Below are 19,633 nucleotides of genomic sequence, written 5' to 3' on the forward strand. Positions count from 1 at the left end.
TACGCACAATATGCACGAAGGGGCGGCCACCGGTCGCCCCTTTCCCGTTCAAATTTGCCCATCAGGAAAAAAAGTTGCATCGCATTCTTGCTTTTCAAAATGGGCTGAGGCTCAATACGCGCAAACAGGACTCATAACGCACAGGGGACACCACCATGGCCATTCTATGGAGAACATCGGCACTTGCCGGACGTCACGCCGAGATCGGCGGAGAGTTGGAAGACTGGAATGGCATGGGCACCGCGTGGTTCTATGACGACACGCCCGAGCGCGCCAAGGCCGACTATGAGGCGATCCGCACCAAGGCGGGTCTGATGGATGTGTCTGGCCTCAAGAAAGTGCATGTGGTGGGCGAGGACGCGGCCTATGTGATCGACCGGGTCACTACCCGCAACGTCGAAAAGATCGCACCGGGCCGTGCTGTCTATGCCTGTATGCTCGATGATCGCGGGCTGTTCGTGGACGACTGCGTGATCTACCACATCGCGGTCAACTCGTGGCTTGTGGTCCACGGCACCGGCATCGGGATGGAGCAGTTGACGACCGTAGCCGCGGCCAAGAACTGTTCGGTGATCATGGATGACGACCTGCACGATATGTCCCTACAAGGGCCCAAGGCGGTCGATATCCTTGCCAAGGAAATCCCCGGCATCCGTGATCTGGCATATTTCGGCATCTGGCAAGGGCGGCTTTTTGGCCGCGACGTCATGATCTCGCGCACCGGCTACACCGGCGAGCGGGGGTACGAGATTTTCTGCCGCGCAAAAGATGCGGTGCACATCTGGGACAACGTGCTCGAGGCGGGCGGCGACGATGTGCGCCCCACGCAGTTCAGCACCCTCGATATGCTGCGCATTGAAAGCTATCTGCTGTTCTATCCCGGCGACAACTCCGAAACCTTCCCGTTCGAGGATGGCTCGCCCGCCGGTGACAGCCTGTGGGAACTGGGCCTCGACTTCACAGTCTCGCCCGGCAAGGTCGGCTTTATCGGGGCCGAAAACCACTATGCGATGAAGGGCAAGGAGCGGTTCAAGATCTATGGGGTCAAGCTGGAAGGCGACGCCATGGACCAGATGGAAATGTTCGCCCGCGTGCATCACGACGGCAAGGACGTGGGCGTCATCACCTATGGTCTGTCCTCGGAGTTGAACGGCTATTCGGTCGCGATTGCGCGGCTTGACCCGTCTGTCACCACGCCCGGCACCAAGCTGACGGTGGTGCAGCCCGATGGGACCGAACTGGCCGCCACCGCCGAAGAGATGCCGTTTTACGACAAGGACAAGTCCGTGCGCACCGCCAAGGGCTGATATCTTTCAAGGGCGCGCGGGGTCATTCCGCGCGCCCTTTTCACGTGACGAGGACAGGTATGTCGAAGTTTGAATTCCCCCCGTCGATCAAAAGCCGCCCGGTTTACGGCACGCTTGAGGCGCGCCCCGGCAAGGCGCACCTGATGATTGCCGATGCCGACGGGGCCGAGGCCATTCTGGGGATTGCCACCCCCGATCTGATGGCGAAAACCCACATCATCTATATCCCGCGCGGCGCTGCATTTGCCGACGATCTGCGCGCACTGAACCCCGCCCAGTTCTACGAAGGGCCAAGCTATGCCGCGTCTGTGTCGCGCATCCGCCGGGTCTTGCAGGACGCGCATATGGGCTTGCAGGTCTATCTGACCGGGACCGAGGGCCTGATGGGTCAGGCCCAAAACGAGGCGATGATGGCGGGCATCCCCCACACCGCGATCCAGACCGAACACCGCGGGTCAGTCGCGCGCCGGATGCAATGCGTGCATTGCAAGGGCATCACCGAAGACGTGGAAACCGACCCGTTTCAATGCAGCCATTGCGGGCTGAACCTGTTCGTGCGCGATCACTATTCGCGCCGTCTGGCCGCCTATCAAGGCGTGTGCATTGACGCCGAGGACCCAGGGAACGTGCCCGCACCAAAGGGGATCTACGAATGAGTGCCGCCCCGCAAAAAGCCAAACCCGGTGCCGAAAAGATCGATGTGGTCGTATCCGCCGTGGTGCCGCTTAACGATCTGGTCACCCGCTTCGAATTTCAGCGCCGCGATGGTGCGCTGTTCCCACCCTTTTCAGGGGGCGCCCATACGGTCGTCACGATGCGGGACGGGGACCGCTCGCGCCTCAACCCTTACTCGCTGATGTCCGATCCAGCCGATTTGAGCACCTATGCCATCTCTGTGCGCCGCGATGAAGAAGGGCGTGGCGGGTCGCTGTTCATGCACCGCAACGTGGCGGTGGGCGACGAGATGACGATCACCTATCCCGTCAACCTCTTCTCGCTTGATCTGCGCGCCCGCAAACACCTGTTTTTCGCGGGCGGCATCGGGATTACGCCGTTCATGTCGATGATCGCACAGCTTGAGCGGATGGGCGGGGCGTGGGAATTGCACTATGCGTGCCGGACCGACAGCCTCGGGACTTATGTGGACCAGCTGACCTACAAACATCCCAACAAGGTGCATGTCTATTACGACGACCAGAACCAGTCGATCGACCTTGAGGGGCTGCTGGACGGCCAACCCCTTGGCACGCACGCATACGTGTGTGGTCCCAAAGGCATGATTAACTGGGTCCATGCCACGGCCTCTGCCGCCGGGTGGCCCGACGCCCATGTCCATTCCGAGGAGTTTCTGGCCCCCGCCCCCGGCGTGCCGTTCGAGGTGCGCCTGTGCAAGTCAGACAAAACTATCACCGTGGGCGAACACGAAAGCCTGCTGGAAGCGATTGAACGGGCCGGGGTCGAGGCCCCCTTCCTGTGCCGTGGCGGATCGTGCGGACAATGCGAAACGGATGTGGCGCGCGCCGACGGCACCTTCATCCACCGCGATCACTGGCTGGAGGATGACCAGCACGCGGCAGGCACCAAGATCATGCCCTGCGTCAGCCGCTTTATCGGGACACTGGAGCTTGAACGATGACCATTCAATTCAACGACGAGACCTTTCGCGACGACTATTCGTTCCGCAACTCCGATTGGGCGATCAAACGCTTTCCCTTCCCGTTTCACGAAGACAGCTACATGTATGCGGTCAACATGGAACAGCATCGCGGCGGGCCCGAGGGGTCGGTCTATGAAAAGCGGTTCGATGTGGATGAACATTACGTGTCCGAAATGCGGGACCGGGCGATGGTGCTGGCGGATGATCCGCTGCGCTGCCAGTCGCTGCCCCACATGACACTCGCGGGGTGGGACCTGCTGGAATTGATTATGGTCAGCAAATCCGAGGACTACCCGGACCTGTTCGAACTGCATCGCGATGGCGACACATGGCGGTGGGTGAACAAGCCCCTCGGCATCGACGACACGTTCACCTTTTTGGACGACACCACCCTGCCCTACGGCCCGATGGAATACATCACGCGCCAGACGCAGGGCGATTTCTGCGTGCTGGATCAACGGGACAACAACCTGTGGATGGACGCGGGCATGGTCACGACCCAAGCCGACTGGAGCCTTGATTTCGACATCGGCATGAACTTTTTCGAATGGCACGCGCCCGTGCCACTGGCCCACGAAAAAGGCATCTTCAAACGGGCGCTGAAATTCCTGCTCAACATCCAGCAAGGCGCGCCCGCGCGGCGGCTCAACTGGACGATGACGGTCAATCCGCTGCTCGACACCAGCCCCGAGAATTACCACAAATGGGGCATCCAGAAGACCACTCTGACGCCCGAGAATATCGGCGCGAAACAGCACTTGCGGGTCGAGTTGCAGACATTTTTCCGGCTGCCGCGTTCAAACGCGCTGGTGTTTCCGATCCGCTGCTATCTGTGCAGCTTTCAGGATCTGATGACGATGCCGAAATGGGGCCGCCGCCTGCACCGCGTGGTGCGCGACCTGCCAGACGAATTGGCGACCTACAAGGGGTTTATCGACAACCGGCCGATGATGCTCGACTACCTGTCGCAATTCGACGACGGGCTGCCTACATCGCCGGGTGTCTGGCCGGATCTGGAGACCGAGCCGCCGCTCGCGAAGTGATCAGGTGTTCTGCGGATAGCTGATGACGGACAAATAGCGCGCGGGCAGCGACACCAGCTTTTCCGGCCCGTGCGGCGCGTCCGCGTCAAAGAACAGCGTATCCCCGGCCTTCAGCGCATAGACATCGTCGCCGTGGCGGTAATCCACCTCGCCCTCGAGCATATAGATCGTCTCGATCCCGCCATGCTGGAAGGTCGGGAATACATCTGACTCCGCCGTCAGCGTGATCAGGTAGGGTTCGACAATCACACCGGACCCATTCGATCCGATATGGCCCAGAAGGTTGTATTGGTGATGCGCGCGGGTGCCTTCACGGTCGATGGACACGCCTTCGCCCGACTTTGTGTGTACCGCCTGTCGGCTTTCCTCAAACCGGCGGAAAAAGCTGGTCAGCGGGACAGACAATGCATTGGCGAGCAATTGCAGCGTCGTAAGCGAAGGCGAGGTATTGCCGTTCTCGATCTTGGACAGCATCCCGATGGACAGACCGGTGATCTGCGACAGCTCGGCCACGGTGATTTCCTGCTGGCGGCGAAAGGCGCGCACCTCGCGCCCGATCGCCACTTCAAGCACCTTTTCGCGCTCGCCGTCCCGTGTGCTGTGCGGGTCCTGAGTGAGTTTGCTGACCATCTCCGGTTCGAGTTTCTCTATGTTCACGACATCCGCCTTCTACGCAGCGCCGTCCCGCTTAACAATTCCGTTCTGGCGTCATATGCGCCTATCATAAGACAGTTTTTTCCCGAGAGAACTTAAAAGTTGAACAACAGTAAAATCATTCGGATCGGGTTTCTGATCTTTCCGGGCTTTCCGATGGCTTGCCTGACCTCGATCATCGAGCCGTTCCGCGCCGCCAACGAGATCGCGGACCGCGCGGTCTTTGACTGGCATGTGTTGTCGGAAACGGGCGCGCGCATCGTCTCGAGCGCCCGTGTCGTATTCGAACCGGACGGTTCGATGGCCGATGCCGACGGGTTGGACATGCTGTTCGTGCTGGGTGCGCCCACCAGCGCCTTTGAGGACCCACGCCACGGCCACGGGGCGCTGCGCCGTCTGGATCGCCACGGCGTCATCCTTGGCGCGATCAGTGGCGGTGTCTTTCCCTTGGTGCGTGCGGGCGTCATGGAAGGCCACAGCTGCTCGGTCCACTGGTGCTATGAGGCGGCATTTCGCACCGCCTTTCCCGATATCCGCATGACCGATGATGTGATCACCCGGGATCGCCGACGCTATACCGTGTCCGGGGCGGCATCGGCCTTTGATCTTGCGCTGCAACTGATCGAGGATCGGCTTGGCCCCGATATGGCGCACGAGGTGGCCTGCTGGTTCCAGCATCCCACCATGCGCGGTGACGGGGTGCGCCAGCGTATTCCCATGTCCCCCGGCGCCGGGCCTGACCTGCCCGATCTGGTGGCACATGCCGCCGCCCTGTTTGCCGACCATATCGAACATCCGATTTCTGTGGCAGACGTGGCGCGCATCGTGGATGTGACCCCGCGCCAAGTGGAACGCGCCTTCAAAAAGGCGACGGGGCAAAGCCCGACCCACTATTACCGCGGGATGCGGATGAAAGCGGCGCGGCAGCTGGTGCTTTATTCCAAGCAGAACATGCAAAGCATCGCGCAGGCCGTTGGATACACCTCGCCCACGCCACTGGTTGCGCATTACCGCGATGCCTTCGGTGTCAGCCCGCAGGAGGACCGCAAGCGGATCAATTCCTTCCGCGTGCAGGGAAATGTGCCGCTGCCGCCTGCCTAAAGCGCGGATGCCATCACGGTGATGATGGCGTGGTGCAAAGAACCGGCAGAGGCGCGCGGGCCAAGGATCCGCACCGATTGCCCGGCGTCGGTCGAGATCACGTAGCAGCCCAGATGATGGATTGAGGTGCGGGTCGCGCGCCCGGTTTGGAACCCGGCAAGATCGACATTGCACAACAGTTCAAGCACCGCGTTGATGTGCGGCCCGACAAGGTCAAAGCAGACCCAGGCGTCGGTCTGTTCTGTCACCGAGGCGGTGTCGCCCACCTCGGATTTGATGCGCGCCGCGATGTCTTCGTAGCCGTTGAAATCCGCACTCAGCATCCATTGGTCCGGCCCTGTCCAGAACGCGGCATACTCAGCTCCCTCTGCCGCGTGTCCGGGGGATGGCGCAGCGGTGCCAAGCACACTTTCGAGGGTCTGCGCGCAGACACCCTCATGCCCACGCCGCGCGGCGACCGATGCAAGTGCAACGTCGGGCACCTCGGTCAATGTCACGTCGCCCACGCTGTCGACGCGCGCAGCGCTGCCGCCAAGGGCCGTGATGGGGGTCAGATCATGCACGAACACGTTCTCCTTCCGGGTCCACGAAATGCGCCGAAACGACTTCGACCTCGACCGTCAGATCGGTCACGGGTGACACAAGGCGCAGGGTTTCGCCCATCCGGTTGCCCCCGTCCTTGAGGAAACCCAAGCCGATCATATGCCCAAGCGTCGGCGAATAGGCCGCCGAGGTGACATAGCCCTGATCGTGTGCGGCATCGACCGGCCCGCTGGCCTTCATCAGATGGCCGCCCGCTGTCACCTTGTCCTCGGCACTCAGGGGGCGAAGACCCACTTGCATCAGCGCGTCCGCTTCGTTCAGGCCGGGCCGTTCGGACAGTTGTGATCCGATGCTGTCCTTGGCCTTGGACACCATGCGCCCCATGCCGAGGTTCAGTGCGGTTGTGGTACCGTTGAGTTCATTGCCCGCCGCATGTCCTTTTTCGATGCGCATGACGCCAAGCGCTTCGGTGCCGTATGGGGTGACGTCGAATTCCTCCCCTTCGGCCATCAGTCGGCGCATCAGCGCGTCGCCATAGCGCGACGGCACTGCGATTTCGAACGCCAGCTCGCCCGAGAACGAGATGCGGAACAGGCGCGCGCGCAAGCCACCGCACACGGTAATGTTGGCGCAGGCCATAAAGGGGAAGCCTTCGTTCGAGATGTCGTGGTCCGGGTCCACGATCTTTTGCAGCAGGCGGCGCGAATTGGGCCCCGCAACCGCATATTGCGCCCATGCTTCGGTGGTCGAGATCAGTTGCACATCCGCCTCGGGCATCAGGCATTGGCGCACGAATTCCATATGCTGATAAACGCGCCCCGCATTGGCGGTGGTCGTTGTCACCACGAACTGATCTTCTGCCAGCCGCGCGGCGGTGCCGTCATCCATCGCAATCCCATCCTCGCGCAGCATTAGCCCATAGCGGGTCTTGCCCACCGCCAGTTTGGCAAAGCCGTTGCAATAGACCGTATTGAGGAAGGTGGCCGCATCGCTACCTTGCACGTCGATCTTGCCAAGGGTCGTGCAGTCGCACACGCCCACGGACGCGCGCGTCGCCGTGACCTCGCGGTCGACCGATTGGCGCCAGTGCGTTTCGCCCGGCAGCGGGAACCATTGGGCGCGCAGCCAGTTGCCGACCTCGACAAAGACCGCGCCGCGTTCCTTGGCCCAGACATGCGAGGGCGTCAGGCGGGTCGGGTGAAATTCCTTGCCGCGCATCCGGCCCGCCAGCACTCCGATGGCCGTCGGCGTATAGGGCGGACGAAAGATGGTGGTGCCGACTTCGGGGATCGACTTGCCCGCAAGTTCGGCCATGATCGCAAGCCCGCCGATATTGGACGTCTTGCCCTGATCGGTTGCCATGCCAAGCGTTGTGTAGCGTTTGAGATGCTCGACCGAGCGGAACCCTTCCTGATGACTTAGCTTCACATCCTTGACCGTCACATCGTTCTGCTGATCGAGCCAGGCGCGCGAACACCCCTCGACATACCAGAACGGGGTCTGGGTGCCGGGCGCATCTTCGGCCTCTGGCACAGCGGGCGCGCGCCCCTTGAGGCCAAGCGCCTTACGCGCAGCGTTCGCGCCGGATTTGAGGGCGCCATGGGTCGAGAAGTCGCCATTTGCAGCGCCCGCCACGTTCATCCCCGAGGGCAGTGTTCCGCCCGGAACAAAAGCGGCGAGGTTTTCGTCCCAAGTGGGCCGCCCGCGTTGATGACAGGTCAGGTGCACGTTCGGGTTCCACCCGCCCGACACGCCAAGCGCGCCGCATTCGACTGTGCGGGTGCTGCCATCGACTTGGTTTACCTCTACGAATGTCAGACCCAGGCGGCCTTTGGTGTCCACCACCTGCGCCCCTTGCAGAACCTCGTAGTCATAACTGCGCGGCGCGTCTTGCCGGGTGTCGATCACGGCGGCGATCTTGACCCCCTTGCCCTGCAAGTCATGCGCTGTGCGGTGGCCGTCATCATTGTTGGTGAAAATCGCGACACGATGCGACGGGGTTGCGGCCCACCGGTTGGCATAGGCTCGCATCGATGCGGCCAGCATGATACCGGGGCGGTCGTTGTTGTCAAAGGCGATGGGACGCTCGGTCGCCCCGGCACACAACAGTGTCTGCTTGGCATAGATGCGCCACAAGATCTGGCGCGGTTTGCCTGCGGCCGGTGTCGCAAGGTGGTCACTGACACGCTCGACAGCGCCATAGATCCCATGATCAAACGCGCCGATCACCGTGGTGCGGGGCATCAGGCGGACATTGGACAGGGTGGCGAGTTCGGCCACGGTCTGTGCGGCCCAATCCGCCCCGCTCATGTCTGCGATGGGATAAGTCTCGGCATTAAGCCGCCCGCCCATGCGGAAATCCTCGTCCGCAAGGATCACTTGGGCGCCCGCCCGGCCTGCCGTCAGCGCCGCATTCAGGCCCGCAGGCCCCGCGCCGATGATCAGCAGATCGCAGTGGCGAAACCCCTTATCATAGGTGTCAGGGTCGGCACGCATCGACAATGAACCGAGGCCAGCGGCCTTGCGAATGATCGGCTCATAGATCTTTTCCCAGAAGGCGGCGGGCCACATGAACGTCTTATAGTAAAAGCCCGCTGTCAGGAAATTCGACAGTCGGTCGTTGATGGCCATGGCGTCAAAGGCAAGGCTTGGCCAACGGTTCTGGGATGTCGCCGACAGACCATCAAACAACTCGGCTGTGGTGGCGCGCGTGTTGGGTTCCTGCCGCGCGCCGCTGCGCAATTCCACGATGGCGTTCGGTTCTTCCGACCCGGCGGAAAGGGGGCCGCGCGGGCGGTGGTATTTGAAGGACCGGCCCATGAGGCGGACGTTGTTGGCCAGCAGGGCCGATGCAAGCGTGTCGCCCGGGTGGCCTGCATACTGCTTGCCATCAAACGTAAAGTTGAGGGTCGTGTCGCGGTCGATCTGACCACCATTCAGGCGATTTTTCTGGGTCATTTCGATGCCACCTCGCGGGCCAGTTCGACGCCTGTAATCTCGTGCGTGGTGGTGTCGCGCGTTACGATCAGGATCGAGCGATCCCCGCCTTCGTGAAACCACAACTCGCGGTGCGGCCCGGCAGGGTTGTCGCGCAGGTAGGCATAGTCGTGCCAGTCCTCGGCACTTGCCGTTTCGGGGTCGGGCCGGTCCATCAGCGCCGCCGCTCCGAGATAGACGAATTCGGCGCTGTCGCGAGGACCAAGCAGGGGGTGGTTGATAATCATGTGCGGCCCCTCAGTGCAGGTTGGGCTGATTGCCCATCCCTTTTTCGTCGATCATATGTCCGGTGCGGAACCGATCAAAACGGTAGGCAGTCGCGGTCGCGTGCGGTTCATCGCGCGCCAGCAGATGCGCAAACGCATAGCCCGAGGCAGGCGTGGCCTTGAACCCGCCATAGCACCAGCCGCCGTTGAAATAGAGCCCGTCGATGTGGGTGCGGTCGATGATGGGCGAGCCGTCCATACTCATGTCCATGATCCCGCCCCACATCCGCAGCAGGCGCGCGCGCCCGATCATCGGCATGATCGCCATGCCGCCTTCGCAGACGTCCTCGACCACTGGCAGGTTGCCGCGTTGGGCGTACGAGTTGTAGCCGTCGATATCACCGCCAAAGACCAACCCGCCCTTGTCGGATTGCGAGACATAGAAATGGCCCGCGCCAAAGGTGATGACGCCGGGCAAGACAGGCTTCAGCCCTTCGGAGACGAAGGCCTGTAGAACGTGAGATTCAATGGGCAGGCGCATCCCGGCCTTTGCCATCAACCGGCTTGAGTTTCCCGCCACCGCGCAGCCCACACGGCCCGCACCGATAAACCCTTTTGACGTCTCGACACCAAGGCACTTGCCGTCCTCGATACGAAAGCCTGTAACCTCGCAATTCTGGATGATGTCGACACCGCGACTGTCGGCAGCGCGGGCATATCCCCATGCGACTGCATCATGGCGCACGGTGCCGCCGCGCCGCTGCGCCAGCCCACCCTTGATGGGAAAACGCGCGTCGTCGAAATTGAGGAACGGGTATTCCTTCTTGATCTGCGCAAGGTCCAGATACTCGGCATCCGCGCCGTTCAGGATCATGGCGTTGCCGCGCCGGATGAAGACATCGCGCTGCGCATCCGAATGGATCAGGTTCATGATGCCGCGCTGCGACACCATGGCGTTGTAGTTCAGGTCCTGTTCCAGACCCTCCCATAGTTTGAGGGAGAATTCATAAAACGGCTCATTCCCGTCCAGCAGGTAGTTCGATCGGATGATCGTGGTGTTGCGCCCCACATTGCCACCACCGATCCATCCCTTTTCGATCACCGCGACCTTGTGCTGGCCATAGACCGAGGCCAGGTAGTGCGCTGTTGCCAGCCCATGCCCGCCGCCGCCAATGATCACGATGTCATAATGGGGCTGTGGGTCGGGATCACGCCACGCCGGTTTCCAGCCTTTATGGCCGGTCAACGCCTCTTTTATGACTTTGAAACCAGAATATCGCATGAGATCGGACCTCCTGGTGCGATTTTACGCGACGTTTCGAACCAGACCCCCCTCGATATCCGACATCGCCGCTCTGAAATCGGACATGGCACACGAAATTTCAGGCATCCTTTCGATCACAAACACATCTCAGCAAGAAAAAAACTTGCTTGATAGGAAAATGATGCAAGAGTGAGGGACACCAAAAAACAGGCACCCGGCCGGGATTCGATTTCCCGCAAAAAGATCAGGGGCCAACAGTGATCCAAAAAGCGACGACACAGTCGCGAGCCACTAGGGAGACTATGAATGAACAAGTTTACAACAGCACTGACGGCGGGTGTTCTGGCCTTTGCGCCAATGACACTTCTGGCAGAAGACAGCAGTGATCCGATCGTGATCCCGGTCCACAACTGGTCATCGCAGATCGTGATGAGCCATGTGGTCGGCCAGATCTTTGAATCGATGGGCAACAACGTCGAATTCGTCACCACCGACAGCCAGGCCGTGTATGAATCGGTCCGTCTGGGCGATGTGACGCTGGAAATGGAAGTCTGGGAAGGCGCGTTTGGCGCATCGTTCCGCGCGGCCCTCGAAAAGGGCGGCTTGCACGATGCGGGCGACCACGATGCGGTCACGCGCGAGGACTGGTGGTATCCCATGTGGACCAAGGATGCCTGCCCCGGTCTGCCAAGCTGGGAAGCGCTGAACGAATGCGCCGCCGTGTTCGCCACAGCCGAAACCGGTGACAAGGGCCGCTATCTAGATGGGCCTGTTGACTGGCTCAAGCATGGTCAGGAACGTGTCGAAGCACTTGGCATGGACTTTGTCGTCGTGAACGCAGGCTCCGCCGCCGCACTCTGGGCTGAGATCGGTGCGGCCGAAGCCGACAAGCGTCCGGTCGTCGTGTTCAACTGGACACCCAACTTTGCCGAAGCCGTCTGGCCCGGTGAGTTCGTCGAGTTCCCCGAGTGGGTCGATGGCTGCGACAAGGACCCGGCTGTTGGGCCCAACCCCGACGCGCTTTATGATTGCGGCAACCCGGCGGATGGCTACCTCAAGAAAGCCGCGTGGGACGGGATGAAGGACAAGTGGCCCGGCGCATATGACGTGCTGACCAAAATCTCGTTCACCAACCCGCAGATCGCCGAAATGGCCCGTCTTGTCGATGTCGAAGAGATGGAGCCGGAAGAAGCGGCAGCCGAATGGCTCGAAGCGAACCCAGGGGTCTGGCAGGGCTGGACGTCCTGACGACGCCCAAAATCTGTTAAGACTTTCGCCCGTCCGGGGTTACACTTCGGGCGGGCATTTTGAACACCGGGACCGCACCGGTGAGGAGAGAGCATACCATGACAGCCGAGACCGTGATTTCCTGCAAAAACGCGTGGAAAATCTTTGGCGCTGATCCGGAAAAGTACCTCAGATCGATGCCCGCCGGGCACAGCTTTGATGACATTCGGGCGGACGGCTATATTGCAGGCGTCAAGGATGTGTCCATTGATGTGACCCGCGGCGAGATGCTGGTCATCATGGGCCTGTCCGGCTCCGGCAAGTCGACCCTGGTGCGCTGTTTCTCTCGGTTGCATGACATCACCGGCGGGACGATCGCGGTTGAGGGGCAGGACCTGATGTCGCTGTCCGAAAAAGAACTGATCGAGTTGCGTCGCAACAAGATGGGCATGGTGTTCCAGTCCTTTGGCCTGCTGCCCCATCGCACCGTTCTGGAAAACGTCGCCTTCCCACTGGAAATGCGTGGGCAGGACAAACACGCCCGGCGCGAACGCGCGCTTGAGGTGGTCAAACTTGTCGGGCTTGAAGGGCGCGAGGAATACTTCCCCCGCGAGTTGTCCGGCGGGCAGCAGCAACGCGTCGGCATCGCCCGCAGCCTCGCCATCGAGCCTGACATCTGGTTTCTGGACGAACCGTTTTCGGCCCTCGATCCGCTGATCCGGCGCGAGATGCAGGACGAGTTCCTGCGCCTTCAGGGCATGCTTGGTAAAACCATCGTGTTCATCACCCACGACTTTGACGAGGCCCTGCGCCTTGCCGACCGGATCGCCATCATGAAGGACGGCGCAGTCGAACAATGCGACACACCCGACCAGATCGTGTTGAACCCGGCCACCGAATACGTGCGCAAGTTCACCGAAGAAATCGACAAGGCGCGCGTCGTACGTGCCGGTGTGCTCGCGCAAGGGCAGGTCATGGGCGAAGGCGAACCGGTCGAGGCGTCAGCCTCTGTGCAGGACCTTGCCCGATTGCTGGTACAGGACGCGCGGGCCGTCATTCCCGTTGCCCAAAGCGGCAAGGTGATTGGTGGCATGGACCGTGCCGCCGCGCTGGAAATCCTGCTGGAGGCCAGCTGATGGCCGATATCACCAGCGATCTCAAAGCTGACACAACCAGCCCCGCGCATTGGTCGCGTGGCAAATGGGCGTCCGTGCTTTTGCTCGTTGCGGTGATGCTGACCGCGTTGCGCTATGGCGGGCTGTTGCCCGACACACTGCACCGCATTCCAGAAGCCATGATTCCGCCCTTTGCGGCGTGGCTGGATGTGTTCTTTAACTTCGTGAAAGACGATCTGGGGCTGCTGACGCTGACGCGCACCCTGACCGAAGGGCTTGAATGGCTGCTTGATATCACCGCCAACCTGATGTTCGGCAAACGGCGCTGGCCCTTTGTCGGCCCGATCCCGTGGACAGCCGTTGCCGGCGTTGCTGCGGTGATCGGATATTACCTTGGTGGCTGGCGTATGGCGGTGTTGGGAGCGGGCACGTTCATCTGGACTGCGCTGATTGGCCAGTGGACCATTGCCATGGAAACCATGTCCGTACTGATGGTCGCTGCCCCGCTCGCGTTCTTCATCGGTCTGGGTCTGGGCATCCTTGCATGGAAATACGCAGCCGTGAACCGGGCCATCAAACCGATCCTGTCCGTGTTGCAGACGCTGCCTTTCTTCACCTACCTGCTGCCCGCGGTCATCTTCTTCAAGGTGGGCCCCACAGCCGGGGCTGTCGCGACGACGATCTATGCCATCCCGCCGATGATCCTGATGACGACACTGGGCCTGCAAAAAGTGCCGTCCGAAGTGGTCGAAGCGGGCAACATGAGCGGCTGCACCAAATGGCAGCTGCTGCGCCATGTCTATCTGCCGTCGGCGCGGACCGAGATCCTGGTCGGTGTGAATCAGGTCATCATGCTGTGTCTGGCCATGGTGGTTCTGACCGCCTTTATCGGCATGCCCGGCCTTGGGGCGAAACTGCTGGCGATGATGGGCAGCTTCAAACTGGGCCGCTCGTTTGAAATCGGCGTCACCATCGTGTTGCTCGCCGTAACCCTCGACCGGATGTCGAAAGCGTGGGTCGTCAAACAGCCTGTGCATTTCGAGCGCGGCACGCCGTGGTGGCGCAAGCATATCGTTCTGCTGACGGGGATCGGTGTCTTTGTCTTTTTCTGTGTTGCCGCACAGTTCGTGCAGGTGTTTGCCGAGATCGGGCGCAAACAGAACTTCAGCCAAGGCAAGGAAATCGACACTCTGATCAAGGGGTTCCTCGCCCTCGATCCGGTGCAGAACACCACGCAGGCGATCCGTTATGTGCTGAATGTGTGGATCCTGAACCCCTTCCGCGACTTCCTGCTGTCGATCCCGACGCCTGCCTTTATCCTGCTTGTGGTGGCCTTTGCGCTGTCACTGGGGGGCAGGCGCCCTGCGATCTACGCCGCGATCTTCTTTGGTCTCGTGGCGCTGTCGGGGTGGTGGGACCGGTCGGTGATTACGCTCTATTCAGTGATCTCTGCCGTGACGCTGGCCTTGTTGATCGGCGTGCCCCTCGGCATCGTGGCGGCGCGGTCCGAAAAGTGGTCGCAAAGGGTTTTATTGGCCTGCGACACGGCACAGACTTTCCCCAGCTTCATCTACCTCATCCCTGCAATCATGTTGTTCGGCATCACGGCGACGTCGGTGGTCATGTCGATCCTGATTTTTGCCATGGTGCCCCTGACGCGCTACACGATCGAGGGGCTACGCACCGTGCCCCCTGAAATGACCGAAGCGGCTGACATGGCCGGCGCGACGCGGATGCAAAAGCTGATGAAAGTGCAGCTTCCGCTGGCCTTGCCGACGATGGCGGTCGGGTTCAACCAGGCCATCATGTTCGCCTTCTTCATGGTCATCATCGCCGCCTTCATTGGCACGCAGGATTTGGGTCAGGAGTTGCAACGCACACTCGCGGGCACCGATCTGGGCAAGAATTTCGTGTTGGGCATCTGTGTGTCCCTGATGGCGCTCACCTTCGATCTAACGATCATGAAGTGGGCGACCGAGCGCAAGAAAGCATTGGGTTTGCCAGACTGAAACAATGGACTTTCAAGGGGTCCCGACCGGTACGCAGCAGAGTAGATCATCACAGTTGATGCGAGACGTGCATGCGCAAGTACTTCTTGGTTCCGAGCCTTTTTCATCCCGTATCGAAGGTGTTTGCGCGTTTGATTGTGAAGTATTGACCTGATCGATAAGCGTTTCGGATATAAAATAGTGGGGCCAGAATGTCCGCTTTCAATTTTAACCCTACTTTTTTGCACCCGCGGCGAAGGACCGCTTCCCGCCGATTCTGTGGAAAAACAACGTGTTGCTGGCGCAGAAAGCGGTGCGTTGAACGTGGCGCAAGCGCCTTTCTGGTCAGGCTTTGCGCGCTTTCTGCGGTGCAGGAAAGATCTTGGCCAGTTTTCGGAGGTTCTGGGCGGTGGCGGCGAGGAGGAATTCGTCATTTGCGCCGCATGGACCTCGCAATCGGAGCCGTCCCAGCCCGAGGATACGTTTGAGGTGGGCGAAGAGCATCTCGACTTTCTTTCTGAGCTTGGCTGATACTTTATATTGTTTGGTTTTTCGGATGGCGCGCGCAATATCACGCGCGTCTTCATGTTCTTCACGGGTGATCTTGCGGCAATCTGATTTGGGACAGCACTTGGGTTTCGATGGGCAGGCCTGACAGGTGTGTTTGAGAGCCTGATACTTGGCGACACCTGTGCCGGTTGGGCCACGATGGGGGTCTGAGTAATTGCGGCGGAACTGCTTCAGTGCTTCGCCTTCTGGGCAAATGTACTGGTTGTTTGTCACTGTGCCCTTAATTCTTGGACGCTGATGTATTGGCAGGGATTTGGACGAGTCTTGTGCCTTTAATTACTGGATATCCACAGATCGCTGTCTGGCAGATTGAAGGATACTTTCGGCGTACTTGAGCAGTTCGCTGCGGTCCGCATTTGCACCGAGTTGTATGATCGCCAACTTTGCCGCTGCGAGATACTCGGGCTGAGGAGAAGCGCTGATATATGCGGGTTGTCGCTTTGGTTGTCCTTCGAGATTATCTCCGCTCCAGACTTTGAGAATTCGTGGTTTGCCGGCAAGGCTTGCCAATCGATCCACCAGTTTCCGTCTATGCGGAAAGGCAGCACGGAGTTTGCGTTCCACGGTGGGATCGTTCTTCATCAACAACGCAACCGCTAGCAAAGGCCGGGTCATTCCGAGATTGATGGCGGCGAGGGCTTTGAAGCGATCTATTCGGTTTTGGGAAAAGAGCGCTCCGTGACGGAGTTCTGGCGCGAGCACAGCAGCGACTTGCAGCGTCAGATCCATACGTCGACCTGCAAGCCGGTCCCCGTGTCGATTGGCGAGTACTAGCCATTTCGCTCCCTCTTTGGCGCGGGTGCGGAGCCGGGTGGGCAGGTGCACATGTGCCGTTGGATCGCTGCGCACTGGCGACAGCTCGGACCCGCAAACTTCGCATTGCAATGACCAGGCGTAGCGCCAATGGCGCAGAGATATCCCGGATACCTTGTGAGTACACGCGGGGCAGTGTTGAAAATCCGACCACGAAATGCACTCTACCGGGAACTGAGCCCGTCGCCTGAGCAACATGCGATCGAGCTCCGCAGGAAGCAGACGTAACATTGCGCAGAACCTGTCGCGGTCTACGCCAGCCAATTCCGATTCCGTTTCCCGCGGACGTTCTTGATCAAGCCCAAGATATCGGCAGAGCTCTGGCACAGAACAATAGTTGCCCTCTGCCAAGCGAGCGATCCAGATGGACAGCAGTTCGTCCTGATAAGGTGCCGGACGCCTCGGCAGAGGTTTGCGGTACACTAAAATGCCGGTTGTGGTTGGTTCCGAACGGTCCAACTATGTTTGGCCCAGATTGGCTGCCACGATTGGACGGCCTCGTCAGTGATCCGCTCTTCGCCGGTTTCAATGGCTTCGATGGCAAGTGCCTTGATCATCGTGAACACACGCGACGTGACACCTCCGGTAACGGCCAAAATGGTACGTAGAGACTGGAGGCTCAGACCAGACCCGCGCTCCAACTGCATTGCCGCGATCAGAGTCTGGACCAACTGGGAAAACTCAACGTCATCATCCCAGAGTGGAAGAAAATGTTCGTCCAACCGGCGCGCAAGTTGCTCGTCACCGCGAACAGCCTCAGCAGCTTCATTGACTCCAAAAACGACGAGCGATGCGCATAGATCGTTGGAAAGGAAGCGCAGCATGTTCAAGAACCGGCGTTGTTCCCGATAGCTTCCCGCCAGGAGATTGTGGACTTCGTCGATCATGATCATCTTCAGATCCATGCCGCGCAAAATGGCTGAGAGCCCGCACCTCCAGTTCGGATATGGTGTGACGTCCCCACATCGGTGCGCTGATCGACGCCAGAATATGTTGATAGAACCGCCGCTCATCCGGTGCAGGCGGCACCTGTAGAAGTAGGATCGGCGTGCGCGTCACCCCGAGGTCAGAGCGATAATTACTCGGGTAGAGGCTCTCCATCCGCTTGGCGATCATGGTCTTGCCGATGCCGGAGCTGCCATAAACCATGAGGCCCGGCATTCTGGACTGCCGAGGCATTTCCATCAGGGATGTCAATCTGTTGAGAACAATGGTTGCGCGATCAAAGGCGATCCAACGATCGCTGCGAATGAGATCAAGTCTTTCGTCGAGGTCCATCAAAGTCATCTATTGGATAGGTTGGAAGGTTGGGGTTACTGGTATCGATTGCAAACATCTCGCGGAACGGATCGCGCCTCGGCTTGTCGTTTGGCAGCCGCGCCTTGCGTTCTTCGTCCAGACGCGCAGACGCAGACAGTGTCTTTTGCCTAGCCGCATGGGCGATGCGCCGCTGTTCTTCGATGATCCCGAACAGAATTGCCTCTGATATCCTCCCGCCGTGGCGTTCATGGAAGACCGCGCTGGCGCGCCGAGACTCCCATAGAGATACCTTGGGACGCGATAGCTCTTTGTAGCGTGCGGCGATCGTACGGCCTTCGTCCGTGACCACCCATATCCGCGACATATCTCGCGGGTCGTACTTGACCGTAACCTTCCGTGCCCCGCGACCGACCATGGGCGCGAAGGCGTCGCTCCAATAGCCGATAGAAAACAGGTTGATCCCAGTCCTGCCAAGTTGGCGGCGTTCTGACGGAAGGAAACTGATCCGAAAGGCATCTGTATCCACAACCTGGTGGCCAGCATCGTCGCCCCCAAGATCGGCCCAGGCGGCAAGCGGGGTCCGCCGCAATCCGCTGTGGCGTGTATTATGATACCGACAGACCTCCAGTTGCAGCCATTCCTCAAACTCGTCCAGCGTCATTGAGGCCCTGGCAGCGCTGTCATACTCGCCCTTGTCTCTTGGAGAAGATTGCGTCGTTCCTGGCAGTACATGCACAGCACCCATTGTCGTGCCGATCAGGCGCTCGATATGTCCGCCAAAGTGCACGCGACCCGGCGGCCGGTAGTTGATCGAGATGCCCCATTCCGCACAGGCCGATCGGAAGGCGTCACTGTGAAAATCCCGCCCGTTATCGACATGGATGGCCTGTGGAATCCCGGCTGTCGGCCAATATAGTTGCTCCAGCGAACTCGGCGTCCGGATGGACTTCGGCCGCACACAGTGGTCGAGGCAGAGGCAAATGGACAGGACGGAAGGTGCGTCAAAAGTAACATAGGCACCCAGAACCATGCGGGTCGCGACGTCGATCGCGAGTGTCAGCCATGGTCGTGCCAGAGGTTTGCTTTCAACCTGATCAACGAGGATGATATCCGCCAAGGTGTGATCGATCTGAACAACCTCCAACGGGTGTTCCACATCCAACCCCCCTGCCCTCGCTTCGAATACCTGTCTGGCGGCCTTAGCTCCTTTCCGCTTCCGCAGCACTTCACGCTGGTCCATCGCGTCTAGGCGGGCCTTGATCGTGCGGCGGGTCGGGCGGCGAAATCCCCGGGCCCCGCACTCCGACTGGATCTCGCCCACAATCCGGAGGAAACTGGGTGGCTCGGGCACCAAATAGTGTCGGCGTAGAACGCGCTCAATGATGGCCTCAACCTCTCGACCCAAACGACGTGAGCCGCGTTTTGGACCACGGCGCTTGGGAAGCAATGCGCTCGACCGCCCATCGTTTTGCTTCAACCGTCGATAAAACTCCCAAACAGAACTACGGGAAACGCCCATCTCTTCCGCCGCAGCCAACAACAGCGGACCCACGTCGTGGCCAGCTCGACCCAGTTCTAAGATCGGACGCAATATATCAGCCCGCTCAATAGCGAGCGCCCAATCTTCCGAGTTCTCTGTTTCCTTTGCCAAGCGCCGGGGCCTATCCAACTTATCCACAAAACGAACCGTCCGGGAATTAAAGGCATAGTCCCGAAATTAAGGATACAATCCAGGAAATAACAGTACAACCAGTAACTGATTTTGCTCAGTTTTTTGAAGCAAGCGTCCGGGAATTAACAGCGCCATGACACCCGCCTTCGAGGCAAGCGAGACCATCGGCTATATCGGTTTGAAAGTGAGCTTCTGACGGATGCGTACCCGCAATTC

At 60.0% G+C, this 19,633-nt stretch carries 17 protein-coding genes and 2 pseudogenes; 8 read left to right on the forward strand and 11 right to left on the reverse strand.

All coding sequences use genetic code 11. From position 1 onward, the window contains the following. Window positions 1-155 precede the first annotated feature (155 nt). The 4 genes from Q0908_RS19480 to Q0908_RS19495 are packed head-to-tail and all read left to right on the forward strand — an operon-like array spanning window position 156 to window position 4,007. The gene (locus tag Q0908_RS19480; RefSeq protein ID WP_299288690.1) at window positions 156-1,307 is read left to right on the forward strand and encodes an aminomethyltransferase family protein; all 1,152 of its coding nucleotides are present in this window, start codon (window positions 156-158) and stop codon (window positions 1,305-1,307) included. Window positions 1,308-1,366: 59 nt separating this feature from the next. Further along, entirely contained in the window at window positions 1,367-1,963 is a 597-nt protein-coding gene (gene dmmA / locus Q0908_RS19485; RefSeq protein WP_299288693.1) for a dimethylamine monooxygenase subunit DmmA, read from the forward strand. Then, window positions 1,960-2,943 carry a PDR/VanB family oxidoreductase gene (locus Q0908_RS19490; RefSeq protein ID WP_299288696.1) on the forward strand — a complete coding sequence of 328 codons (984 nt, stop codon included), beginning with the start codon at window positions 1,960-1,962 and terminating at the stop codon, window positions 2,941-2,943. Before dmmA ends, Q0908_RS19490 begins: the two co-directional genes overlap by 4 nt. Beyond that, window positions 2,940-4,007: a DUF3445 domain-containing protein gene (locus Q0908_RS19495; protein WP_299288699.1), complete on the forward strand. Its 1,068-nt coding sequence runs from the start codon at window positions 2,940-2,942 to the stop codon at window positions 4,005-4,007. Before Q0908_RS19490 ends, Q0908_RS19495 begins: the two co-directional genes overlap by 4 nt. Here Q0908_RS19495 and Q0908_RS19500 read toward each other — a convergent pair whose 3' ends face one another. Next, window positions 4,008-4,637, reverse strand: coding sequence for a helix-turn-helix domain-containing protein (locus Q0908_RS19500; RefSeq protein ID WP_299288731.1), 630 nt, complete (start codon window positions 4,635-4,637; stop codon window positions 4,008-4,010). It abuts the gene before it with no gap. 126 nt (window positions 4,638-4,763) lie between these two features. Here Q0908_RS19500 and Q0908_RS19505 point away from each other — a divergent pair, with 126 nt between their 5' ends. Then, entirely contained in the window at window positions 4,764-5,762 is a 999-nt protein-coding gene (locus Q0908_RS19505; RefSeq protein ID WP_299288702.1) for a GlxA family transcriptional regulator, read from the forward strand. Here Q0908_RS19505 and Q0908_RS19510 read toward each other — a convergent pair. From Q0908_RS19510 to Q0908_RS19525, 4 genes are read right to left on the reverse strand one after another with little or no spacing between them, the layout of a single operon-like run. After that, window positions 5,759-6,325 carry a sarcosine oxidase subunit gamma gene (locus Q0908_RS19510; protein ID WP_299288705.1) on the reverse strand — a complete coding sequence of 189 codons (567 nt, stop codon included), beginning with the start codon at window positions 6,323-6,325 and terminating at the stop codon, window positions 5,759-5,761. The two genes, Q0908_RS19505 and Q0908_RS19510, sit on opposite strands and share 4 nt — an antisense overlap. Beyond that, entirely contained in the window at window positions 6,318-9,263 is a 2,946-nt protein-coding gene (locus Q0908_RS19515; protein WP_299288708.1) for a sarcosine oxidase subunit alpha family protein, read from the reverse strand. The genes Q0908_RS19510 and Q0908_RS19515 overlap by 8 nt, the downstream gene beginning before the upstream one ends. Further along, window positions 9,260-9,529 (reverse strand): sarcosine oxidase subunit delta, encoded by a 270-nt coding sequence (locus Q0908_RS19520; RefSeq protein ID WP_299288711.1) that lies wholly within the window; start codon window positions 9,527-9,529, stop codon window positions 9,260-9,262. The genes Q0908_RS19515 and Q0908_RS19520 overlap by 4 nt, the downstream gene beginning before the upstream one ends. 10 nt (window positions 9,530-9,539) lie before the next feature. Next, complete coding sequence (locus Q0908_RS19525) at window positions 9,540-10,790, reverse strand: sarcosine oxidase subunit beta family protein (protein WP_299288713.1); 1,251 nt, start codon at window positions 10,788-10,790, stop codon at window positions 9,540-9,542. 288 nt (window positions 10,791-11,078) lie between these two features. Between Q0908_RS19525 and Q0908_RS19530 the strand changes: the two genes are divergently transcribed. From Q0908_RS19530 to Q0908_RS19540, 3 genes are all read left to right on the forward strand, one after another. Further along, on the forward strand, window positions 11,079-12,020 hold the full coding sequence (locus tag Q0908_RS19530) for an ABC transporter substrate-binding protein (protein ID WP_299288716.1): 942 nt from the start codon (window positions 11,079-11,081) through the stop codon (window positions 12,018-12,020). Between the two features lie 98 nt (window positions 12,021-12,118). After that, window positions 12,119-13,135 carry a glycine betaine/L-proline ABC transporter ATP-binding protein gene (locus Q0908_RS19535; protein ID WP_299288719.1) on the forward strand — a complete coding sequence of 339 codons (1,017 nt, stop codon included), beginning with the start codon at window positions 12,119-12,121 and terminating at the stop codon, window positions 13,133-13,135. Next, entirely contained in the window at window positions 13,135-15,123 is a 1,989-nt protein-coding gene (locus tag Q0908_RS19540) for an ABC transporter permease subunit (protein ID WP_299288721.1), read from the forward strand. Before Q0908_RS19535 ends, Q0908_RS19540 begins: the two co-directional genes overlap by 1 nt. 324 nt (window positions 15,124-15,447) lie before the next feature. On the opposite strand, the pseudogene Q0908_RS19545 reads toward Q0908_RS19540, so the two are convergent. The 6 genes and pseudogenes from Q0908_RS19545 to Q0908_RS19565 form a co-directional block, all read right to left on the reverse strand. Then, window positions 15,448-15,879 (reverse strand): annotated as a pseudogene (locus Q0908_RS19545) (transposase); the annotation flags it as partial. A 69-nt stretch (window positions 15,880-15,948) separates the two neighbouring features. After that, entirely contained in the window at window positions 15,949-16,401 is a 453-nt protein-coding gene (locus tag Q0908_RS19550) for a hypothetical protein (protein ID WP_299288724.1), read from the reverse strand. A 150-nt stretch (window positions 16,402-16,551) separates the two neighbouring features. Next, window positions 16,552-16,908 (reverse strand): annotated as a pseudogene (locus Q0908_RS20455) (TniQ family protein); the annotation flags it as partial. Beyond that, a complete protein-coding gene (locus Q0908_RS19555) occupies window positions 16,908-17,369 on the reverse strand; it encodes a TniB family NTP-binding protein (protein ID WP_299288734.1) in 462 nt (153 codons plus the stop codon). The gene Q0908_RS19555 and the pseudogene Q0908_RS20455, both read right to left, overlap by 1 nt. After that, on the reverse strand, window positions 17,251-17,763 hold the full coding sequence (locus Q0908_RS19560; RefSeq protein WP_299288727.1) for a TniB family NTP-binding protein: 513 nt from the start codon (window positions 17,761-17,763) through the stop codon (window positions 17,251-17,253). The genes Q0908_RS19555 and Q0908_RS19560 overlap by 119 nt, the downstream gene beginning before the upstream one ends. After that, window positions 17,741-19,396 (reverse strand): Mu transposase C-terminal domain-containing protein, encoded by a 1,656-nt coding sequence (locus tag Q0908_RS19565; RefSeq protein ID WP_299288729.1) that lies wholly within the window; start codon window positions 19,394-19,396, stop codon window positions 17,741-17,743. Before Q0908_RS19565 ends, Q0908_RS19560 begins: the two co-directional genes overlap by 23 nt. Window positions 19,397-19,633 lie beyond the last annotated feature (237 nt).

It is taken from the genome of uncultured Tateyamaria sp., assembly GCF_947494755.1.
Lineage (GTDB): Bacteria > Pseudomonadota > Alphaproteobacteria > Rhodobacterales > Rhodobacteraceae > Tateyamaria.